Source organism: Rhizobium sp. 05N430 (assembly GCF_056396985.1).
Map to the genome: position 1 here is coordinate 486,174 of NZ_JBFTMO010000001.1, position 21,424 is coordinate 507,597.

Sequence of the window (21,424 nt, forward strand, 5' to 3'; positions counted from 1 at the left end):
GGCGCCAAAGAAGCAAATTTCGGTATGCTTCAAAACGATCGCGAATATAATTCATCGTTACTGTATATTTGCAGGCTTTATTTCTCTGCAACGAACATACTGCAGGTCGTTCTTGCCGTTTTCACTGCGCTGATTGCCTCACTGGCGAGATATGCTGGCGCAGCCGTTCGGCTTTTCAATGCGAGGGCTTTGCTCTCTGGGGCCATAGGAAAAGCGCGATTGCTCGGCCACAGTCGGCTTTTACTGATTCCAGCACTCCTGCTTACGCTCCTGTCCGTTACCCCAACGCACGCGCTTGCTGCATCACCTGCATGTCAGGCGATCAATGCCAACTGGAATAGCGTCAATATTCCATTCTCGACAAATAGTGGCGCTCAAGAACTGGACTATCCGGCGTCTGATTTCCTGTCTACGGACCAGGTATCATTCTCGATCTCAGATAGCGCACCTACCTCCAACAATTATTTTACTGCTTATAAAACCGATCTTTCGGATTGGTACGTTTCCTATCAAAACGGGCTGTATGACAAAGGGAATAGTTCAACGACGGTATCCGGCGCGGATTTGACGAGCGACGGGCTGCATCTGGTCTACGCGAATGGTGTGAATTCTGGCGGCCTTATGGTCTCAGTACATTGCGTCTCGGCCGCCGCGGCCGCCGCGGTTACCGGCGTTGGTGTTTCGGCAGATGGCAGCTACGCCATTGGCGCGGCTGTGGACTTTACTGTTAAATTCAGCAGCGCCGTCAGCGTGACGGGAACGCCGCAAGTGAGTTTGACGGTCGGAGCGGCCGCGCGGCAGGCAAGCTACGTCTCCGGTAGCGGCACGACGGATTTGATATTCCGGTATGTCGTCGCTGCAGGGGATCTGGCGCCGAGCGGCATCGCGATCGGCGCGCTGTCGCTCAATGGCGGCACCGTTACCAACGGCGGCGCGAACGCTATTCTGACGTTGAACAGTGTAGCATCCACGGCCGGCATTCTTGTCGACGGCGTGCGCCCGGCGGTGTCCTCGATCACATTGAATGGAACTCCGGAACCGAACGCGGGAACTCTGACGTTCACCGTGAACTTCTCGGAATCTGTTACAGGCGTCGACGCGTCCGCATTCGAGCTGACGACAACAGGCTCGGTGGTTTCTGCGATCAGCGACGTTATAGCCTCCGGACAAAACGCTACCGTTACCGTCGGGGTTACGTCTGGCTCCGGGACTGTTCGTCTCGATCTGGTGTCCGGCGCGGCGCTCAAAGATGGTGCCGGCAATACTCCCGGTGCCGGCTACACCTCCGGTGGCGTGCATACGGTTCAACAGGTGCCCGGCGCGCCGACGGTTGGAACCGCCACGGCGGGGAATCAGGAGGCCTCGGTTACCTTCACGGCGCCCGCGTCGAATGGTGGCGCAACGATCACCGGCTATACCGTCACATCGAACCCTGGCAGCATCACCGCAACCGGCTCTGCCAGCCCGGTCACAGTCTCGGGTCTGGCCAATGGAACGGCCTATACCTTCTATGTCACGGCGACCAACAGCGTTGGAGCGGGCGTGGCGTCAGCAGCGTCCAACTCGGTGACGCCGAAGGGCACTCAGACGATCACTTTCAGCAACCCGGGCACGCGGAACTTCGACACCTCGCCGACGCTCACGGCGAGTTCGTCCTCGACACTGGCAGTGACGTTCACGTCTTCGACGGCCGGTATCTGCACGATCTCCAGCGGCGGGGTGCTGACCTTCATCTCGACCGGGACCTGCACGATCGATGCCGACCAGACGGGCGACGGCGTCTATCTTGCTGCGCCTACGGTTTCCCAGAGCTTCTCAGTCAGCGCCGTTGTTCCCACCGCTCCGGTGATTGGTTCGGCGACTGCGGGCGACGAGCAGGCGACGATTTCGTTCACTGCGCCGGCGAGCAACGGCGGCGCGCCGATCACCGGTTATACGGTAACGTCGAGCCCTGGCAATGTGACGGCGACGGGGGCAGCGAGCCCTATCACTGTCACCGGCCTGAGCAACGGCACGGCCTACACGTTCACGGTGACGGCAAGCAACAGCATGGGGGCAGGGACTGCTTCGGCTGCGACCGCTGCCGTCACGCCGGCAGCCGCATTGACCAAGCCGGTCGCCGGTTTGGCATCGGCGACAGTTGCGGCGAATTCGTCCGCCAATCCGATCACGCTCGCGATCAGCGGCGGCACGCCTGCTTCGGTTGCGGTCGCCTCGGCGGCAAGCCACGGCACGGCGACGGCTTCCGGCACGGCAATCACCTATACACCCGCTGCTGGCTATTCGGGTGGCGACAGCTTCACCTATACTGCGACCAATCCCGCCGGCACATCGCCACCGGCAACGGTCAGCATTACGGTGACGGCGCCGACGTTTACTTTCGCGCCGGTTGCCGGTGCGTTGACGGCAGGCACGGCCGGAACCGCTTACAGCACGACGATCGTCGCCTCGGGTGGCGGTATTTCCTATACTTATACCGTCACAGCCGGCTCGCTGCCTGCCGGTCTGTCGCTTGCCACAGATGGCACGATCTCCGGCACGCCGACAGCTGACGAAAACGCCAGCTTCACCATCACCGCAACGGATACACACGGCGCGACGGGCACGGTATCCTATTCGCTTGTCATCGGCGCCCAAGCTCCCTTCGCCAAGGGGGTTTCGGCGACGGTGGCGGCGAATTCATCAGCCAATCCGATCACGCTCGATATCACCGGCGGCGCGCCTGTTTCGGTTGCTGTCGACTTGACGGGTACGCGTGGCACGGCGACGGTTTCTGGTACGGCGATCACCTATACGCCTCTTGCCGGCTATTCGGGCACTGACAGCTTCACCTATACGGCGACCAATCCTGCCGGCACATCGTCAGCGGCAACGGTGACCATCACGGTGACGGCGCCGACGTTCACTTTCGCGCCAGCTGCCGGCGCATTGACAACAGGCACGGTCGGAATCGCTTATAACAAGACTATTGCCGCCTCGGGTGGCGGCGCTCCCTACGACTACGCCGTTACCGCAGGTTCCCTGCCTTCCGGTCTGTCGCTTGCCACAGATGGCACGATCTCCGGCACACCGACAGCAGACGAAAACTCCAGCTTCACCATCACCGCAACGGATTCAAACGGCGCGACGGGCACAGCAACCTATTCGCTGCAGGTGAACGCAGCCGGTAGCGCGAATTTTGTCTTCACGCCCGCCGCCGGAGCGCTGCCGGAGGCGATGGCCGGCGAAGACTACAGCCAGGCGGTCAGCGCCACCGGCGGGACGGCGCCGTTGACCTACAGTTACTCGGGAACCATGCCGCCCGGCCTGATCCTGAACATTTCGACTGGCGCACTGTCCGGTCCGCTGCATGCGAATACCGAAGGAGACTATAGCTTCACGATTCAGGTGGAGGACAGCCACCATGCGACTGCCACCGCCGCCTACACGCTGAAGGTCAAGGCACAGGATATCTCGGTGACCGACAAGGTGGTGAATGTAGCGGCTGGTTCCTCGCCGCCTGACGTCTATCTCAACCGCGGGGCGACGGGCGGTCCGTTTACATCAGCTGACATTACCTTTGTCGAACCGGCCAATGCCGGCAGCACGGCGATCATTCAGGGCCAATTGGCGCAAGCGGGATCGTTCGCGCCTGTCGGCTGGTACCTTCAGTTCACACCGAACCCTGCATATTCGGGTCAGGTTCGAGTGGGCTTCCGGCTTACCAGTGCGCTCGGCAATTCAAATACCGGTACCGTGACCTACAACCTCAACTACGCTGCAGGCCAGGTCGCAGAAAGCATCGACCATCTGGTCCACGACTTCGTCCAAAGCCGCCAGAACATGATTTCCTCGACCATCAAGGTGCCGGGTCTTCTTGAGCGCCGCCAGATGGGGCAGGAAAGCAATCCTGTGACCGCACGCATGATGCCGTCTGAGAACGGACTGACAGTCGGATTCTCGACCAGTCTCGCGCAAATGGAAGCGGCGGGCAGCACGCCGGCGGACGGTAAAAATGCCGATCTTTCACCTTTCAACATCTGGATCGACGGCGCATTTCTGACACACAGGGACAGCGCCACCGATGACGGAAAGTGGGGAAGCTTCGCCATGATCAACCTGGGAGCGGATTACCTGCTCTCCGACAAGGCGCTGCTCGGCTTCTCCCTGCATTACGACCGTATGACCGATCCGACGGATGCCGATGCGGAGCTGACCGGAAACGGCTGGCTGGCGGGTCCGTATGCCTCCTTCGAAATCGGCAAGAACGTGTTCTGGAACACCAGCCTGCTTTATGGCGGATCGTCCAACGAGATCGATACGGATTTCTGGGACGGCACGTTCGATACGACGCGCTGGATGGCTGATACCTCGATCGAGGGGCAATGGGCGATCGATGACGACACCATCCTGACGCCAAAGCTGCGGGCTGTATACTTCTCCGAAAAGATCGAGGATTACGCCGTCAGCAACGGCGCCGGCGATATGATCGCGATCGATGGCTTCGACGAAGAACAGTTCCGTCTCAGCCTCGGGGCGGAGATTGCCCGGTCGTTTACGGTTGAAAGCGGTTCGGTGCTGACGCCGAAGCTCGGCCTGACAGCCGGATTCTCGGGTTTGGACGGATCGGGCGCATTCGGGTCGCTCACGGCCGGCCTGTCTATCCAGACCGTCGATCTGTGGATGATCGATGCCAGCCTGCTCCTGAATGTGGAGGGCGACGGTGAGACATCGGCCGGTGCCAGGGTAGGGGCGGCAAAACGGTTCTAGAACCGTTTTGTGCCTTCCATCCAGGCGGACTTGCCGTCAGGCTACCAGTCTGCTCGGCGCCGCCCATCCGGCCACACCGGTTTGCTGACGCTCTGCAGCAGTTCCGGTTCGATGCCGTCGATGCGGGCGATGACGGCCTTGGCCATTTCGCGGCCGGCGTGGCGGACGTCTTCGTAGGCGGTGATGATCTCGGGACGGATCCAGTTGAGGATCGGGGCGGATTCCTTCGAGACCATGTCGACATCCTTGCCGAGGCGCTTACCCGCGGCCTCGATCCCGGCGTTGACGGCGATGGCAGCGCTTCCGGCGGAACAGACGATCCCATCAGGTGCGCCAGGCGAGCGCATCATCGTCTCCACAGCATTCCTGATCTCGTCGAGCGGCGCATCGATATTGACCCTGAGCGGCACTTCCTCGGCGCCGTAGTCGTGCAGGCCGGTCTGGAAGCCGATCCGCGTGTGGGTGTAGTACGTAAGCTTGCTCGGCGGCTGCAGCAGCGCGATGTGCTTGCGGCCGCGCTCGACCAGCCGCTTGACGGCGTCGTGGGCGAAGGCCTCGTTGTCGAAGTCGTGGTAGGGATGAACGAGGCCGGCATCGGTGCGGCCGTGGGTCGCGAAGGGAATGTTCTGCTCGGCGAGCAGGCGCACGCGTGCGTCATCCGGTTCGATGCGCGAGATGATGACGCCATCCGCCGAGCCGGTATCGAGAATATAGCGCACCGGCGCCATCGGATCGCGGCTGTGGGAATGCGGCGTGACGACGATGTGGTAGGGCGTTCCGGTCAGCACTTCCGAGATGCCGAAGACCATCTGGCTTGAAAAGCCCATGATCTCCTCGTCGATCGACAGAACCAGCGCGATAACGTTAGTCTTGCCAGTGCGAAGGCGGACGCCGGCGCGGTTCGGCTGGTACCCGAGCTGGCGCGCCACCATGCGCACCCGCTCCTTGGTTTCAGCGCCGATATCCGGTGCGTCTTTCAGGGCGCGCGAGACGGTGGTGATGCCAAGACCGGTCATGAAGGCAATCGTCTTCAGCGTCGGACGCTCGCGCTGGACCGTCGCCGCCCCTGCGAAATTTCCCTTGTTTTCCATAGGTCTAAGCTACCCTCACGCGATTTGCGTCTGCTTATAGATGCTTTTTGAACGCGCCGTAAGCGCATCCGCATCGAAAAGCCGCTCCTCCCTAAGTCATAAAATCTGTAACGATACAGTAGAAAAGTCGAGCACTTTTTGATGCCTATGTGGCAGAGATAGACGCATAGGTTGAATCGATGGAAATGGCACAGATTTTTTGCGGCTGCGAAGGACCGTAATTGGATTTTTCTGAGAGTTATTGTAAATATATAAGCTATAACAATGATTTATGTCATGAAGTGCGCTGCGGTATTGACCGCACAAGTTGGCGCCATAGATGCACGTTTCCTGGCTTTTTGACAGGTATGGGTAGCAATCGCAGGCGCTAAAGAAAATTTTACGTGCAGGCTGTTGCGTCAAAAAATCGATTGCACTAAGTTTTTCCGGCAACGTTTCAGTGAGGGAGGAGAACTCATGAATATCCGTTCGTTCGCGGCCATGCTTGCCGCTTCGGTCATCATTCCGTTTAGCGCCGCGCAGGCGACCGATCTCGAAGTCACCCATTGGTGGACCTCGGGCGGCGAAGCTGCGGCTGTCGCAGAACTCGCCAAGGCATTCGACGCCACCGGCAACAAGTGGGTCGACGGTGCCATTGCAGGTTCCGGCGGTACCGCTCGTCCGATCATGATCAGCCGCATCACCGGTGGCGATCCGATGGGCGCCACGCAGTTCAACCACGGCCGTCAGGCTGAAGAACTCGTCCAGGCCGGCCTGATGCGCGACCTGACCGATGTCGCCACCGCAGAACACTGGAAGGACATCGTCCGTCCGTCGAACCTGCTCGATTCCTGCACCATCGACGGCAAGATCTATTGCGCTCCGGTGAACATCCACTCCTGGCAGTGGCTGTGGCTCTCGAATGCCGCCTTCAAGAAGGCCGGCGTGGAAGTGCCGAAGAACTGGGATGAATTGGTCGCTGCTGCGCCGGCTCTTGAAAAGGCAGGTATCGTGCCGCTCGCCGTCGGCGGTCAGGCATGGCAGTCCGCAGGCGCATTCGACGTTCTGCTGCTGGCTCTCGCCGGCAAGGACACGTTCTACAAGGTCTACAAGGACAAGGATGCGGAAGTTGCCGCTGGCCCCGAGATCGCCAAGGTCTTCAAGGCTGCAGACGACGCCCGCAAGATGTCCAAGGGCACCAACGTTCAGGATTGGAACCAGGCAACCAACATGGTCATCACCGGCAAGGCCGGCGGTCAGATCATGGGTGACTGGGCGCAGGGTGAATTCCAGCTCGCTGGCCAGAAGGCCGGTGTGGACTATACCTGCCTTCCGGGCCTCGGCGTGACCGACATGATCGCAACGGGTGGTGATGCCTTCTACTTCCCGCTGCTGAAGGACGAAGAAAAGTCCAAGGCGCAGGCCGTTCTCGCCAAGACGCTGCTCGACCCCAAGACCCAGGTTGCCTTCAACCTGAAGAAGGGTTCGCTGCCGGTTCGTGGTGACGTTGATCTCGGCGCTGCCAACGACTGCATGAAGAAGGGTCTCGACATCCTTGCAAAGGGCAATGTCGTCGAATGGACCGACCAGCTGCTTTCGGCGGACAGCCAGAAGCAGAAGGAAGACCTCTTCTCCGAGTTCTTCTCGACTGCGATGACTGTCGAGGACGCGCAGAAGCGCTTCGCCGGCATCATCGGCTCCGCTGACTGATCCCGTATATCTGCCCTTGCGGTCCGGCCCTGCTTTCCAGGGCCGGATCTGCACTGATCTTCGGGATCTGCGGGCGGGGTAGGTCTCACGCGTCCTTGAGAGGGCGGCGCTGAGATGGAGACGATTGGAAGGTCGCCCGCGGGCCGCCTTCCATTCCGGATCACGAAACGCGATTGCGATTTCAGGAGGAGCCACAATGACGGGTCAAGCGCGAGCAGGCCGGCCAAATCAATTACTGCGCAATCTGAATGCGAAGATTGCATCCATTCCCATGATCCTGACCGCGGTGGTTATCTTCCTCGGCGGCACGGTCTGGACCGTATTCTATTCCTTCACCAATTCGAAGCTTCTGCCGCGCATGAGCTTCGTCGGCTTCGATCAATATGAGCGGCTCTGGGCCGCGCCGCGCTGGGTGACGGCGATCGAGAATCTTGCCGTCTACGGCATTCTCTCGCTGATCTTCTCGCTGGTGATCGGCTTCGTGCTGGCGGCGCTGATGGATCAGAAGATCCGTTTCGAAAACACCTTCCGCACCATTTTCCTCTATCCTTTCGCGCTGTCCTTCATCGTCACCGGTCTCGTCTGGCAATGGGTCCTGAACCCCGATTTCGGCGTGCAGTCCGTGGTGCGTTCGATGGGATGGACGAGCTTCACCTTCAATCCGCTCTATACGCCCGAGATCGTCATCTACGGCATCCTGATCGCCGCCCTCTGGCAGGGCACGGGGCTGGTCATGTGCCTGATGCTGGCGGGTCTTCGCGGCATCGACGAAGACATCTGGAAGGCCTCGCGTGTCGACGGCATCCCGATGTGGAAGACCTATCTCTTCATCGTCATCCCGATGATGCGCCCCGTTTTCATCACCACGCTCGTCATCATCGCGTCCGGTATCGTCAAGGTCTACGACCTCGTGGTGGCGCAGACCTCGGGCGGTCCGGGCATCTCGTCGGAAGTGCCTGCAAAATATGTCTACGACTACATGTTCCAGGCGCAGAACCTCGGTCAGGGCTTTGCCGCATCGACCATGATGCTGATCACGGTCGCGATCATCATCGTTCCCTGGGCCTATCTGGAATTCGGTGGAGGGCGCAAGCGTGGCTGATACAGGAACCCTCAACACCACTGCTGCCGGCATCGATGCCGTCAAGCCGAAGCTCGGCGCCGGGCCGAGCGGGCCGCGGCCGAAGCCGATGCTGTCGGGCCGCAACATCATGCTCTACGGCACGCTGACGATCGCAGCGCTCTATTACCTGCTGCCGCTCTATGTGATGGTCGTCACCTCGCTGAAGGGCATGCCCGAAATCCGCATGGGCAACATCTTCTCGCCGCCGATGGAGATCACCTTCGAACCCTGGGTGAAGGCCTGGGCGGAGGCGTGCACGGGTCTCAACTGCGACGGCCTTTCGCGCGGCTTCTGGAATTCGGTGCGCATCACCGTTCCGTCGGTGGTGATCTCGATCGCCATTGCCTCGGTCAATGGCTATGCGCTCGCCAACTGGCGCTTCAAGGGATCGGAACTGTTCTTCTCGATCCTGATCATCGGCGCCTTCATTCCCTATCAGGTGATGATCTATCCGATCGTTATCGTGCTGCGCGAAATCGGCCTCTATGGCAGCCTGACGGGCCTCGTCATCGTCCATTCGATCTTCGGCATGCCGATCCTGACGCTCTTGTTCCGCAACTACTTCGTGTCGCTGCCGCAGGAACTCTTCAAGGCGGCGCGCGTCGATGGTGCGGGCTTCTGGCAGATCTTCCTGCGCATCATGGTGCCGATGTCGCTGCCGATCTTCGTCGTGGCGATGATCCTGCAGGTCACCGGCATCTGGAACGACTTCCTCTTCGGCGTCGTCTTCACCCGCCCGGACACCTATCCGATGACGGTTCAGCTGAACAACATCGTTAATTCCGTGCAGGGTGTGAAGGAATACAACGTCAACATGGCCGCAACGATCCTGACGGGTCTGGTGCCGCTTATCGTCTACTTCGTGTCCGGGCGTCTCTTCGTCCGCGGTATCGCCGCTGGCGCAGTGAAAGGTTGATCATGAACACAAGCGTTTCCATCAAAGATCTGTCGCTGAATTTCGGTGCCGTCAGCGTCCTCAAGGACCTGAACCTCGAGATCAACGACGGCGAGTTCCTGGTTCTGCTGGGCTCATCGGGCTGCGGCAAGTCCACGCTGTTGAACTGCATCGCCGGGCTGCTCGACGCGTCCGAAGGGCAGATCTACATCAAGGGCAAGAACGTCACCTGGGAAGAGCCCAAGGACCGCGGCATCGGCATGGTGTTCCAGTCCTACGCGCTCTATCCGCAGATGACGGTCGAGAAAAACCTGTCCTTCGGCCTCAAGGTCGCAAAGATCCCGCAGGCCGAGATCGACAAGCGCGTTGCCCGTGCTTCCGAGATCCTGCAGATCCAGCCGCTTCTGAAGCGCAAGCCGGCGGAGCTTTCCGGCGGCCAGCGTCAGCGTGTGGCGATCGGCCGTGCGCTGGTGCGCGATGTCGATGTCTTCCTGTTCGACGAGCCGCTCTCGAACCTCGATGCGAAGCTGCGCTCGGAACTGCGCGTCGAAATCAAGCGGCTGCACCAGTCGCTGAAGAACACGATGATCTACGTCACCCATGACCAGATCGAGGCGCTGACGCTCGCCGATCGTATCGCCATCATGAAGAGCGGCATCATCCAGCAGCTTGCCGATCCGACGACGATCTACAACAAGCCGCGCAATCTCTTCGTCGCGGGCTTCATCGGCTCGCCGTCGATGAATTTCCTGCACGGCGATCTCACAAATGCCGGTGGCAAGACGGCCTTCGTCTCCAACGGCGTGACCTTCTCGCTCGATGGCTATCAGACCGAGCAGGTGCTGCAGCCCGGCCGCAAGGTGGTTCTTGGCGTCCGTCCCGAGCATATCAAGGTGAACGAGAATATCGGCGCCGAGGTGCACGAGGCGACGGTCGATATCGAGGAGCCGATGGGCGCTGACAACCTGCTGTGGCTGAAACATGCCGGTCATACGATGTCTGTGCGCATCGCCGGTTCGCGCCGCTTTGCCCCGGGCACGCCGGTCAAGCTCAGCTTCGATATGTCGCTTGCATCGCTGTTTGACGCCGCCAGCGAAGACCGTATCTAAATCGCAATACAGGCGGGGCGATGGCTCCGCCTGATCTTCAATAGCGGCCCTCCGGCCGTCCAAATTCGGCCGCGGTCCGGTTCGTCCGGCATCCCCCAAGGCGGCCTGATCGGGTACTATCATGACGTCCTTGCCGAAGAACGGTTCCTCCATCGATCTCGCGGGCAGCTGGCAGCTGGCCTCCGCCGATGGCGAAATCAAAAGCACGATCGCAATCCCCGGCGATGTGCATTCCGCGCTCCATGCCGCCAAGCTCATCCCGGATCCGTATTTCGGCCGCAACGAAGAGACGATCCAGTGGGTGGCGCACCAGGAATGGGCGATCGAGCGCAGCTTCAAGCTGAAGGAGACGGAGGGCGACTGGTATCTGCATATCGATTATCTCGATACGGTGGCCTCGGTCTTCGTCAACGGCTTCCTGGCGCTGTCTGCCGACAACTGCTTCCGCCGCTACCGGCCGGATGTTTCGTCGATGCTGAAGGCCGGTGACAACACCATCCGCATCGTCTTCAAGTCGAGCATCGCCGAGGGCGCCGACCGGCAGGGCAAGCAACCGTTCTACATCCCGTACCATCCTGGCAACTCGCCGATCGCCAACGGCAACCTGCTGCGCAAGCCGCAATGCCATTTCGGCTGGGACTGGAACATCGCGATCGCACCGCTCGGCCTCTACGGCACCATCGCGCTGCGGAAGCTGGAGACGGCGCGCATTGAACAGGTGACGACGCGCCAGACGCACAATCTCGATGGCAGCGTCGAGGTGTTGGTGACGGCCACGCTCCATTCCAAGAACCCGGGCATCGTTCCCGTTCATTTTGCGCTGGATGGCGAGCGTGTGCGCCTCGATGTCGGCGTCAGCGGCGGCGAGACTGTCGTCAATCACGTCTTCCAGATCGACAAGCCGAAGCTCTGGTGGCCGGCGGGCAGCGGCGAGCAGGCGCTCTACGAGCTGACCGTTGACCTGCCTTCGGACGTGGTGACGAAGCAGATCGGCATTCGCACCATCGAACTGATCACCACGCCCGACGCCGCTGGCAGCCGCTTTGCCTTCAAGGTGAATGGCCGCGAGATCTTCTGCCGTGGCGCCAACTGGATCCCGGCAGATGCGCTGTTTTCGCGGTCTTCACCAGAGAAGACCGAAGACCTGCTGCAATCAGCCAAAGCCGCCAACATGAACATGATCCGCGTCTGGGGGGGCGGTTTCTACGAGCAGGACTATTTCTACGATCTCTGTGACCGGCTGGGACTGATGGTCTGGCAAGACTTCATGTTCGCCTGCAACCTCTATCCCTCGACCGAAGACTTTCTCGATAACGTCGCCGTCGAGGTCGATTACCAGGTCAAGCGGCTGTCGTCGCATCCGTCGATCGCGCTCTGGTGCGGCGACAACGAGCTGGTGGGCGCGCTCACCTGGTTCGATGAGTCCAAGAAGGATCGCGACCGGTATCTCGTCTCCTACGACCGGCTGAACCGGACCATCGAACAGTCGGTGAAGAAGGCGCTTCCGGGCGCGCTGTGGTGGCCGTCCAGCCCGGCTTCCGGCTATCTCGATTTCGGCGACGCCTGGCATGCCGATGGCTCCGGCGACATGCACTACTGGTCGGTCTGGCACGAGAACAAGTCGTTCGACAATTACCGCACGGTGCGGCCGCGCTTCTGCTCTGAATTCGGTTTCCAGTCCTATACGTCGCTGACAGTCATCAAGACCTATGCGGATGCGAAGGACATGAACGTCGCATCGCCGGTGATGGAGCTGCACCAGAAGAATGCCGGCGGCAACGAGCGGATTGCCGGCACGATGTTCCGCTATTTCCGCTTCCCGAAGGATTTCCCGAATTTCGTCTATCTCAGCCAGATCCAGCAGGGCCTGGCGATCAAGACGGCGGTGGAATACTGGCGGTCGCTGAAGCCGCATTGCATGGGCACGATCTACTGGCAGCTCAACGACACCTGGCCGGTCGCCTCGTGGTCGAGCCTCGACTACGGCGGCCGCTGGAAGGCGATGCACTATCTCGTCAAGCGTTTCTTCCAGCCGGTGGCGGTCGCCGCAATCCCCAATGACGACGGCAAGGCGATCCGTTTCTCGCTGGTCAACGATACGCTCGATGAAGTCAGCGTCGATCTCTCGATCTCGATCCTGACGATGAAGGGCGAACGCAAGCATCTCAGGGATGTGCAGGCGATCTGCACGCCGGATGCGGCGGTCACTGCTGCCTCGATCGACCTGTCCGACGTTCCAGACGGGACGCTGCTTGCCTGGCGCTTCACGGCGTCGAACGGCATGGGCGGCGAGGGGCATTATGTCCACGGCACCTACAAGGCGCTGGAGCTCGAACCCGCCGGCTTGCAGGTGACCCACGAATATCTGGAAGAGGACGGTTCCGTCTGCCTCAATGTCACCGCGAAGGGACTGGCACTCTTCGTGATGATCGAGACGGACGAGGACGGAAAATATTCCGACAACGCCTTCGATCTGGCGGCCGGTGAGACCCGCCGCATCACCTTCACCCCGGCAAACCCGCTCGAGAAGGGCAAGCTGCCGGACTTCCGTTTCTATGATCTGCATTCCTGCCAATCGGCAGAATGATTTGAAAGATGGGCACGAGGCCCGAGGAGGATACTATGACGAAACTCAGCTTCCAGCTTTACAGCGCGCGCAACTTCCAGCCCTATTCGGCGATCTTCGAAAAGCTCGGCAAGGCCGGTTACCAGGAAGTCGAAGGCTTCGGCGGCATCTATGCCGATCTCGACGATGCCGGCCTGAAGAGCCTGCGCGCCGAACTCGACAAGAACGGTCTGACGATGGCGACCGGCCATTTCAGCCCCGATTTCCTCGACGGCGAAGTCAAGAAGTCGCTCAACATCGCGAAGACGCTAGGCATGGATTCGATCTATGCGCCGCATCTGGCGGCTGAACAGCGTCCAACGGATGGTGCAGGCTGGCTGACATTCGGCAAGCGCCTGCATGAGATGGCTAAGCCCTTCAAGGATGCAGGTTACGAGTTCGGCTGGCATAACCACGACTTCGAATTCGTCAAGCTCGCCGACGGCTCGCTGCCGATCGAGCGCATCTTCGAAGGCGCGCCTGATATTTCCTGGGAAGCCGATATCGCCTGGGTCGTCCGGGGCGGTGCCGATCCCTTCGCCTGGATCGAAAAGCTCGGCTCGCGGATCACGGCGGTTCACGTCAAGGACATCGCACCTGCAGGCGAAAACAAGAACGAAGACGGGTGGGCCGATGTCGGTCACGGCACGCTGCCCTGGGCAAAGCTGATCGCTGCTCTCAAGGGCACCAAGGCCAAGCATTTCGTCGTCGAACATGACAATCCGGCTGATATCGACCGCCTGATCACCCGCTCGATCGCATCCTACAAGACCTATTGAGGCTTATCATGACCAAGGAACTTGGCGTCGGCATCATCGGATGCGGCAACATCTCCACCACCTACTTCTCGCTGTCGCCGCTGTTCAAGGGCCTGAAGGTCCTTGCCTGCGCCGATATCAACATGCAGGCCGCCGAAGCCCGCGCCGCCGAATACGGCGTCAAGGCGCAGACGATCGAGGAGCTGCTTAAGAACGACGAGATCGACGTTGTCGTCAACCTGACGATCCCCGACGCGCATTTCCCGGTGTCGAAGTCGATCCTCGAAGCCGGCAAGCATGTCTATTCGGAAAAGCCGCTGGTTCTGACGCTTGAGCAGGGCGAAGAGCTTCGCCGCATCGCCAAGGCGAAGAACCTGTCGGTCGGTTGCGCACCGGATACCTTCCTCGGCGGCGCGCATCAGCTTGCCCGCAAATATATCGATGAAGGTGGCGTCGGCCGCATCACGTCGGGCGCCTGCTATGTCATGAGCCCCGGCATGGAGATGTGGCATCCGAACCCGGACTTCTTCTTCCTGCCGGGCGGCGGCCCGATCCTCGATCTCGGCCCTTACTACATCGCCAACCTGATCAACCTGATCGGACCGGTGAAGCGCGTCGGCGCCATGACATCCATGGCATCGGAAACCCGCACCATCACCAGCGCCCCGCGCAACGGCGAAGTTATCCCGGTGAAGACCCCGACGACGATCCAGGCGATCCTCGAATTCGTCAGCGGCGCCACCGTGACGCTGACGGCGAGCTGGGATGTCTGGTCGCACCGTCATGCCAACATGGAGCTCTACGGCACCGAGGGCTCGATCTACGTGCCGGACCCGAACTTCTTCGGCGGCGTCGTCGAGGCGAGCGGCAAGGACAAGGACATCAAACCGGTTGAAGGCTGGGAACATCCTTTCGGCATCTTCAACCAGGAGAGCCCGCAGGGACCGCGCGCCAACTACCGCACGGCTGGTCTCGCCGACATGGCGATGGCGATCATCGAGGGGCGGGACGCGCGCTGCTCGCTCGATCGCACGCTGCACGGCGTCGATGTCATGACCTCGATCCTGAAGTCGGGCGAAGAGGGCCGGTTCATCGAACTGACGACGACCTGCACCCAGCCGGCCGCCCTCGGCATCGAGGAAGCGCAGGCGCTGCTCCGGTAAGGCCGCTCTTGAAGTAAGGCTTCAAACGACTATTGTCCCGCGCGGGCAAAATCTGCCCGCGCGATTTTCTTAAAGGAATAGAATTATGAGCTGGCAACCGGCTTCCGACCGTTATTCGAAGATGAAGTACAACCGCACGGGCCGTTCGGGCCTGAAGCTGCCAGCCGTCTCTCTCGGCCTCTGGCACAATTTCGGCGGCGATACCCCGCATGACCGCAAGGTCGATATGTGCCGCACGGCCTTCGATCTCGGCATCACCCATTTCGACCTCGCCAACAATTACGGCCCGCCTCCCGGCAGCGCCGAGCTCGCATTCGGCGAAATTCTGCGCACCGATTTCGCCGGCCTGCGCGACGAACTGATCATCTCGTCGAAGGCCGGTTACGACATGTGGCCCGGTCCTTATGGCGAGTGGGGCAGCCGCAAGTATCTGATCGCTTCCTGCGACCAGAGCCTGAAGCGCATGGGCCTCGACTATGTCGATATCTTCTATTCTCACCGCTTCGACCCGGAGACCCCGCTGGAAGAAACCTGCGGTGCGCTCGATCACATCGTCCGCTCGGGACGTGCGCTCTATGTCGGGATCTCGTCCTACAATTCGCAGCGCACCCGCGAAGCGGCGAAGATCCTCAAAGATCTCGGTACGCCCTGCCTGATCCATCAGCCGAGCTATTCGATGCTCAACCGCTGGGTCGAGGACGACAAGCTGCTCGACGCGCTGGATGAAACCGGCATGGGCTCGATCGTTTTCTCGCCGCTGGCACAGGGCATGCTGACGACCAAATATCTCGGCGGCATTCCTCAGGACAGCCGTGCGGCGCAGAACCACTTCCTGAAGAAGGATTTCATCCGTCCTTCGATCATCGACAACATCAGGAAGCTCAACGAGATCGCCGAAAAGCGCGGCCAGACGCTGGCGCAGATGGCGATCGCCTGGGTGCTGCGCGGCGACCGCGTGACCTCGGCGCTGATCGGCGCCAGCCGCTCGTCGCAGATCGTCGATTGCGTCAAGGCGCTGGATAATCTGGAGTTCACAGCCGAAGAGCTGAAGCAGATCGATGTCTATGCCAAGGAAGCGGATATCAATCTGTGGGCCAAGTCGGCCGAGTTGGACTAGGGCAGGGCGATTGGGGGAGTTTGGGGGCTAATCCCTCGCTTCCTCATCTCTGTGCCCTTAGGGCTGCGCCCACGGGATGTCACAGAGATCCAGCCGTCGCGCGTCTGCGCGACGAATAGACTCTTCCCGGCCCAAGGACTTGGGCCGGCTGGATTCCTGTGACGAGCACAGGAATGAGGGAGTTGGGGAAACGTCGCCCGTACCTCTTATTATACTGACGTACGTACCGCAAATTTCGGAGGAGCCGCCATGATCCGCAATCCCATTCTGCCCGGTTTCAATCCGGATCCATCGATCTGCCGTGTCGGCGAGGATTATTACATCGCGACCTCGACCTTCGAATGGTATCCGGGCGTACAGATCCATCATTCCCGCGATCTGGTGAACTGGACGCTGGTGAAGCGTCCGCTGGAGCGCAAGTCGCAGCTCGACATGCGCGGCAACCCCGACAGCTGCGGCGTCTGGGCGCCGTGTCTTTCCTATGCGGATGGGCTGTTCTGGCTTGTTTATACCGACGTCAAGCGTTTCGACGGCAATTTCAAGGATGCGCATAATTACATCGTGACGTCGCCGACGATTGAGGGCGAATGGTCCGAGCCCATTTATGTCAATTCTTCGGGCTTCGATCCGTCGCTCTTCCACGACGAGGATGGCCGCAAATGGTTCGTCAACATGCAGTGGAACCATCGTACCGAGAGCTATGGCGGGGCGCCGAAATCGCCTGCCTTCGACGGCATCCTGCTGCAGGAATGGGATCCGAAAACGCGCGAGCTTGTCGGTCCGATCAAGAACATTTTTGCCGGCAGCCCGCTGGGGCTCGTTGAGGGACCGCATCTCTTCCGGAAGAACGGCTACTATTATCTGACGACTGCCGAGGGCGGCACCGGCTACGACCATGCGGTGACCATGGCGCGCTCGCGCAACATCGATGGTCCCTACGAGATGCATCCGAACATGCATCTGATCACCTCCAAGGACCAGCCGGGCGCGGTGCTGCAGCGGGCAGGGCACGGGCAATATGTCGAGACGCCGGATGGTCAGGTTTATCACACGCATCTCTGCGGCCGGCCGATGCCGCCGAAGCGGCGCTGCACGCTGGGGCGCGAAACGGCGCTGCAGAAATGCGTCTGGAAGGATGACGGCTGGCTCTATCTCGACAACGGCACCGTGGTGCCCGATGTCGAGGTTCCCGGCCTCAATGGCGCGACGCTCGCCGAAAAGCCGGTTCGCACCGAATACAGTTTCGACGGTGGAAAGCTGCCTGCCGATTTCCAATGGTTGCGCACGCCGGAGCCGCAGCGCATCTTCAATCTCACGGACCGCCCCGGCCATCTCCGGCTGATCGGCCGCGAGAGCATCGGCTCGTGGTTCGAGCAGGCTCTGGTGGCGCGCCGCCAAGAGCACCACAGTTTTCGCGCCGAGACGGTCGTGGAGTTTCAGCCGGATACCTATCAGCAGGTGGCTGGCCTGACGCACTACTACAATCGTCACAAATTCCACGCTGCCGTCGTGACGCTGCACGAGAAGCTTGGTCGTTGCGTGACGATCTTCTCCTGCGATGGCGACTATCCGAATGGCCGCATGACATTTCCGGCGGGAAGCGGTGCCGCATTGCTGCCGGCAGGGCGCGTGCAGCTATCTATGGAAATCCGCGAGAACGGGTTGCAGTTCTTCTGGCAGACGGAAGGGATGGGTGCCTGGCAGCCGCTTGGCCCGGAACTCGATGCCGGTGTGGTTTCCGACGAGGGTGGGCGCGGCGAGCATGGCTCGTTTACCGGTGCCTTTGCCGGTGTGTTTGCCTTCGACACGTCGGGCAGGGCGAAGATGGCTGATTTCGATTGGTTTAATTACGAGGAGTTGTGAGGGAGTGTCGGCCACCCGCCCTGCACCCGCCCTCGTCCTTCGAGGCCCCTTGCGGGGCACCTCAGGATGAGGGCTGGTCGTTTGCGGGCTTGGTTGTTGATGGCTTTGCGGGCGGTCTAGGTTGATGGCTTTCGAGTGGTTTGGTCGCTGATGGATTTGCAGGTGGCTCAGATCCTTGATCCTGGTCCTGGCGAAAACATCCACTCCAACCTCATCCTGAGGTGCCCCGCAGGGGCCTCTAAGGACGAGGTTGGCCACCAGAGATGCAAGGTAATAATCGCTAATAAGATAAAACTAAATTATAAACTTCTCCCTTTATCATGCAGATTTGATTACGAAAGTTTAATTTAAGTTTCAGATTCGGTTCATCTTTACAGACGTAATTTCGGGGCGTGTTCAACACGAGGAAACCCCAATGAAAAAGATCTTCGCCGCTCTGCTCTCCGCCTCCTTCCTGCTGTCGCCGATCGTTGCTTCGGAAGCCAGCGCCAACGATTACCGCCGCCCCGGTGTCGTCGAGCGGGACGTGCACAAGCAGGTCATCGTCAAGAAGTACCGCTGGACCAAGGGTCACCGCGTCAGCGCTGCGGAACGCCGCCGCATGTCTGACGTTCGCGACTACCGCCGCTACCGCCTGTCGGCTCCGCCGCGTGGCTACCATTGGGTGAAGGTCGATAACGACTTCCTGCTGGTTGGCGTGGCAAGCGGCATCATCTCCAGCATCATTTCCGGCCGCTAAGCAGCCGGGATCCATGAGGAGGGCGGCAGCGATGCCGCCCTTTTCATTTGTTCCTGGTGCCGGATGGACGGCGCCAGATAGCGGCAGTGAGGAGTGCCGCTCCAAGCGCTGCTGGCTTGCTCTTCTCTTCTTCCGGAGTGCTGAGGCCGGGGATCGGCGGCAGCGGTTCGCATTCCTCGCAGACGCAGCGGAACGGCTTGATCGGCCTTGCGGTCATGCAGCACGCAGCGCCCAGCTGGCGAAGGGATCCGGCAGGTGGCGCCATTGGTGCGGTGTGAAATCGTCGGCTTCGACAAGACATGCATCGAGGCTGGCGCGGATCGCCGCCTCGTCCATCGGATCGGCGCCGATGAAGACGATCTCCTGACGCCGATCGCCCCAGATCGGGTCAAGATAGGGCGCGAGTGCTGCCGTGAAGCCCGGATCGCGGGGCCATTGTTCGTTCGGCACGGCTGCCCACCACAATCCCATCTTGCCGGTCCGCACGATCGCGCCAGCCTGGCTGATCTCCCCGACATAGTGAGGCCGGGTGGCCAGCCAAAAGAAGCCCTTGGCACGCACCACGCCCGGCCACGGTTGATCGAGAAAGGCCTGCAGCCTGGCGGGATGAAAGGGACGCTTCTCGCGATAGACGAAGGAGCGGATACCATACTCCTCAGTCTCCGGCACATGATCGCGGAAGCCGTGGAGCTCTTTGTACCAGAGGGGATGGGTCTCGGCCTTGTCGATATCGAAGCGGCCGGTGCCGAGGACGTCGCCAAGGTCCACGCGGCCGAAATCGGTTTCGATCAGCCGCGCGTCCGGGTTCAGCCCGGTGATGATGGTGCGGGCGGCGTGGCGTTGTTCTGGTGTTGCCGTCGCGCTCTTGTTCAGCACGACGACGTCGGCGAATTCGATCTGTTCGACGAGAAGATCGACGATCGTCCTGTTGTCGCCATCGCCCGCCGTTTCACCGCGGTCGGCCAGGAAATCGGTCGAGCCATAGTCGGCCAGGAGATTTGCGGCATCAACCACAGTGACCATCGTATCCAGCCGGGCGATATCGGAGAGGCTCTCACCCTTCTCGTCGCGGAACTCGAAGGTGGTGGCGACGGGTAGGGGTTCGGCGATGCCGGTCGATTCGATCAACAGATAGTCGAACCGGCCTTGGGCGGCGAGCTTACGGACTTCGCTCAGTAGATCGTCGCGAAGGGTGCAGCAGATGCAGCCATTGGTCATTTCGACCAACTGCTCCTCGGTGCGCGAAAGATTGGCGCCGCCGTCACGGATCAGCGCGGCGTCGATATTGACCTCGCTCATATCGTTGACGATGACCGCCACCCGCATGCCCTGCCGGTTGGAGAGGACATGATTGAGAAGCGTCGTCTTGCCCGCGCCGAGAAAGCCCGAGAGAACCGTGACCGGAAGTCTGCCGTCCATGGATATCTCCATTATAAATGTTATACCATTACATATGATGACCTAAAAAAGGCGAGCAGAAGCGCTCGCCTTCTCTGGCCGGTGCTCGAATGCGCTCAGCTATCGCGGCTGAGGCAATCCTTCATGCTGGCGGCGATGCCGCGCATCAGGGTGAAATAGAGATCGGGGCCGGCCTTCAGCGTTGCAGCTTCCGGATCGAGCACGCCCGATTTGGCCTTGGTGCCTTCGATGACGACATCGACGAGGCGCGGTTCGAATTGCGGTTCGGCGAAGACGCAGGTGGCGCCGAGTTCGCCGACCTTCTGGTGGATCTCGGACACTCGCTCGGCGCCGGGAATGGTTTCGGGGCTGACGGTGATCGATCCGGCCACCTTGATGCCGTAGCGATGTTCGAAATACTGGTAGGCGTCGTGGAAGACGATGAAAGGCTTGTCCTTGACCGGAGCGACTGTCGCCGCCAGTTCCTTGTCGAGTGCATCGAGCTTGTCATCGAGCGTCTTGGCATTTGCCTGGTAGGTCAACGCGTTCGCCGGGTCGGCGGCGACCAGCGTGGTGGTGATTTCGGCGGCCATCGCCTTGGCGTTCATCGGGTCTAGCCAGAGATGCGTGTCGAATTCGCCATGCCCGTGATCGTGGTCATTGTCGTGCCCGCCATCGTGACCGGTGGCCTCCGCAGCCTGGTGATCGTGGTCATGATCGTGGCCTTCGGCCTCGTCGCCGTCATCATGCGGCTCGAAGGCGCCGCCTTCGCGGAATTTCAGCTTAGTGAGGCCGGGCGCATTGTCGAGTTCAGCAATACTGGCATCACTGCCCAGCGCCTCCAGAGGCTTCTGGAGAAATGCTTCCAGCCCGGCGCCGACCCAGAAGATCACCTTTGCATCCTGCAGCGCCCGCGCGTTGGATGGTTTCAGATTGTAGGTATGCGGGGAGGCGGCGCCATCGACGATCAGCTCAGGCGTGCCGACGCCCTGCATGATCGAGGCGACCAGTGAATGAATGGGCTTGATCGAGGTGACGACAACAGGCGCATCGGCAGCCTTGGCTGTTCCTGCCAGCATCAGAGCCGGAAGGGCGAGGGAGAGGCCGGCAGCCAGTTTCATGTGC

14 protein-coding genes are annotated in these 21,424 nt (G+C 60.7%); 11 read left to right on the forward strand and 3 right to left on the reverse strand.

The window, feature by feature from the left end; translation table 11 throughout:
- Positions 1-621: 621 nt before the first annotated feature.
- Positions 622-4,749 carry a putative Ig domain-containing protein gene (locus AC1DJO_RS02435; protein ID WP_477968831.1) on the forward strand — a complete coding sequence of 1,376 codons (4,128 nt, stop codon included), beginning with the start codon at positions 622-624 and terminating at the stop codon, positions 4,747-4,749.
- Between the two features lie 41 nt (positions 4,750-4,790).
- Here the strand turns inward: AC1DJO_RS02435 and AC1DJO_RS02440 are convergent, their stop codons facing one another.
- The gene (locus AC1DJO_RS02440; RefSeq protein ID WP_477968833.1) at positions 4,791-5,840 is read right to left on the reverse strand and encodes a LacI family transcriptional regulator; all 1,050 of its coding nucleotides are present in this window, start codon (positions 5,838-5,840) and stop codon (positions 4,791-4,793) included.
- Between the two features lie 456 nt (positions 5,841-6,296).
- Here AC1DJO_RS02440 and AC1DJO_RS02445 point away from each other — a divergent pair, with 456 nt between their 5' ends.
- The 10 genes from AC1DJO_RS02445 to AC1DJO_RS02490 all read left to right on the forward strand — a co-directional run bounded on the left by AC1DJO_RS02445 (position 6,297) and on the right by AC1DJO_RS02490 (position 18,901).
- Entirely contained in the window at positions 6,297-7,529 is a 1,233-nt protein-coding gene (locus AC1DJO_RS02445) for an ABC transporter substrate-binding protein (RefSeq protein ID WP_112387125.1), read from the forward strand.
- A gap of 196 nt (positions 7,530-7,725) precedes the next feature.
- Entirely contained in the window at positions 7,726-8,631 is a 906-nt protein-coding gene (locus AC1DJO_RS02450; RefSeq protein WP_112387126.1) for a carbohydrate ABC transporter permease, read from the forward strand.
- Positions 8,624-9,568 (forward strand): carbohydrate ABC transporter permease, encoded by a 945-nt coding sequence (locus AC1DJO_RS02455; RefSeq protein WP_112516123.1) that lies wholly within the window; start codon positions 8,624-8,626, stop codon positions 9,566-9,568. Before AC1DJO_RS02450 ends, AC1DJO_RS02455 begins: the two co-directional genes overlap by 8 nt.
- Before the next feature lie 2 nt (positions 9,569-9,570).
- Entirely contained in the window at positions 9,571-10,656 is a 1,086-nt protein-coding gene (locus AC1DJO_RS02460) for an ABC transporter ATP-binding protein (protein WP_477968835.1), read from the forward strand.
- 121 nt (positions 10,657-10,777) lie between these two features.
- Positions 10,778-13,243, forward strand: a complete 2,466-nt coding sequence (locus AC1DJO_RS02465; RefSeq protein WP_477968837.1) for a beta-mannosidase — start codon at positions 10,778-10,780, stop codon at positions 13,241-13,243.
- Positions 13,244-13,278: 35 nt separating this feature from the next.
- On the forward strand, positions 13,279-14,040 hold the full coding sequence (locus tag AC1DJO_RS02470) for a sugar phosphate isomerase/epimerase family protein (RefSeq protein ID WP_477968839.1): 762 nt from the start codon (positions 13,279-13,281) through the stop codon (positions 14,038-14,040).
- Positions 14,041-14,048: 8 nt separating this feature from the next.
- Positions 14,049-15,182, forward strand: a complete 1,134-nt coding sequence (locus AC1DJO_RS02475) for a Gfo/Idh/MocA family protein (protein ID WP_477940013.1) — start codon at positions 14,049-14,051, stop codon at positions 15,180-15,182.
- An 85-nt stretch (positions 15,183-15,267) separates the two neighbouring features.
- Entirely contained in the window at positions 15,268-16,299 is a 1,032-nt protein-coding gene (gene mgrA / locus AC1DJO_RS02480) for an L-glyceraldehyde 3-phosphate reductase (RefSeq protein WP_477968841.1), read from the forward strand.
- A 249-nt stretch (positions 16,300-16,548) separates the two neighbouring features.
- Positions 16,549-18,162 (forward strand): glycoside hydrolase family 43 protein, encoded by a 1,614-nt coding sequence (locus AC1DJO_RS02485; RefSeq protein WP_477968843.1) that lies wholly within the window; start codon positions 16,549-16,551, stop codon positions 18,160-18,162.
- A 415-nt stretch (positions 18,163-18,577) separates the two neighbouring features.
- Positions 18,578-18,901, forward strand: a complete 324-nt coding sequence (locus AC1DJO_RS02490; protein ID WP_112516013.1) for an RcnB family protein — start codon at positions 18,578-18,580, stop codon at positions 18,899-18,901.
- A gap of 213 nt (positions 18,902-19,114) precedes the next feature.
- Here the strand turns inward: AC1DJO_RS02490 and zigA are convergent, their stop codons facing one another.
- Positions 19,115-20,320 carry a zinc metallochaperone GTPase ZigA gene (gene zigA / locus AC1DJO_RS02495; protein WP_477968846.1) on the reverse strand — a complete coding sequence of 402 codons (1,206 nt, stop codon included), beginning with the start codon at positions 20,318-20,320 and terminating at the stop codon, positions 19,115-19,117.
- A gap of 95 nt (positions 20,321-20,415) precedes the next feature.
- Positions 20,416-21,420, reverse strand: coding sequence for a zinc ABC transporter substrate-binding protein ZnuA (gene znuA / locus AC1DJO_RS02500; protein ID WP_112516015.1), 1,005 nt, complete (start codon positions 21,418-21,420; stop codon positions 20,416-20,418).
- Between the last annotated feature and the right edge of the window lie 4 nt (positions 21,421-21,424).

Bases quoted from the DNA above. Each gene is read 5' to 3' on its own strand.
- AC1DJO_RS02435 (WP_477968831.1), top strand. From the start codon at position 622: ATGGTCTCAGTACATTGCGTCTCGGCCGCCGCGGCCGCCGCGGTTACC.
- AC1DJO_RS02440 (WP_477968833.1), bottom strand. From the start codon at position 5,840: ATGGAAAACAAGGGAAATTTCGCAGGGGCGGCGACGGTCCAGCGCGAG.
- AC1DJO_RS02445 (WP_112387125.1), top strand. From the start codon at position 6,297: ATGAATATCCGTTCGTTCGCGGCCATGCTTGCCGCTTCGGTCATCATT.
- AC1DJO_RS02450 (WP_112387126.1), top strand. From the start codon at position 7,726: ATGACGGGTCAAGCGCGAGCAGGCCGGCCAAATCAATTACTGCGCAAT.
- AC1DJO_RS02460 (WP_477968835.1), top strand. From the start codon at position 9,571: ATGAACACAAGCGTTTCCATCAAAGATCTGTCGCTGAATTTCGGTGCC.
- AC1DJO_RS02465 (WP_477968837.1), top strand. From the start codon at position 10,778: ATGACGTCCTTGCCGAAGAACGGTTCCTCCATCGATCTCGCGGGCAGC.
- AC1DJO_RS02470 (WP_477968839.1), top strand. From the start codon at position 13,279: ATGACGAAACTCAGCTTCCAGCTTTACAGCGCGCGCAACTTCCAGCCC.
- AC1DJO_RS02475 (WP_477940013.1), top strand. From the start codon at position 14,049: ATGACCAAGGAACTTGGCGTCGGCATCATCGGATGCGGCAACATCTCC.
- mgrA (WP_477968841.1), top strand. From the start codon at position 15,268: ATGAGCTGGCAACCGGCTTCCGACCGTTATTCGAAGATGAAGTACAAC.
- AC1DJO_RS02485 (WP_477968843.1), top strand. From the start codon at position 16,549: ATGATCCGCAATCCCATTCTGCCCGGTTTCAATCCGGATCCATCGATC.
- AC1DJO_RS02490 (WP_112516013.1), top strand. From the start codon at position 18,578: ATGAAAAAGATCTTCGCCGCTCTGCTCTCCGCCTCCTTCCTGCTGTCG.
- zigA (WP_477968846.1), bottom strand. From the start codon at position 20,320: ATGGACGGCAGACTTCCGGTCACGGTTCTCTCGGGCTTTCTCGGCGCG.
- znuA (WP_112516015.1), bottom strand. From the start codon at position 21,420: ATGAAACTGGCTGCCGGCCTCTCCCTCGCCCTTCCGGCTCTGATGCTG.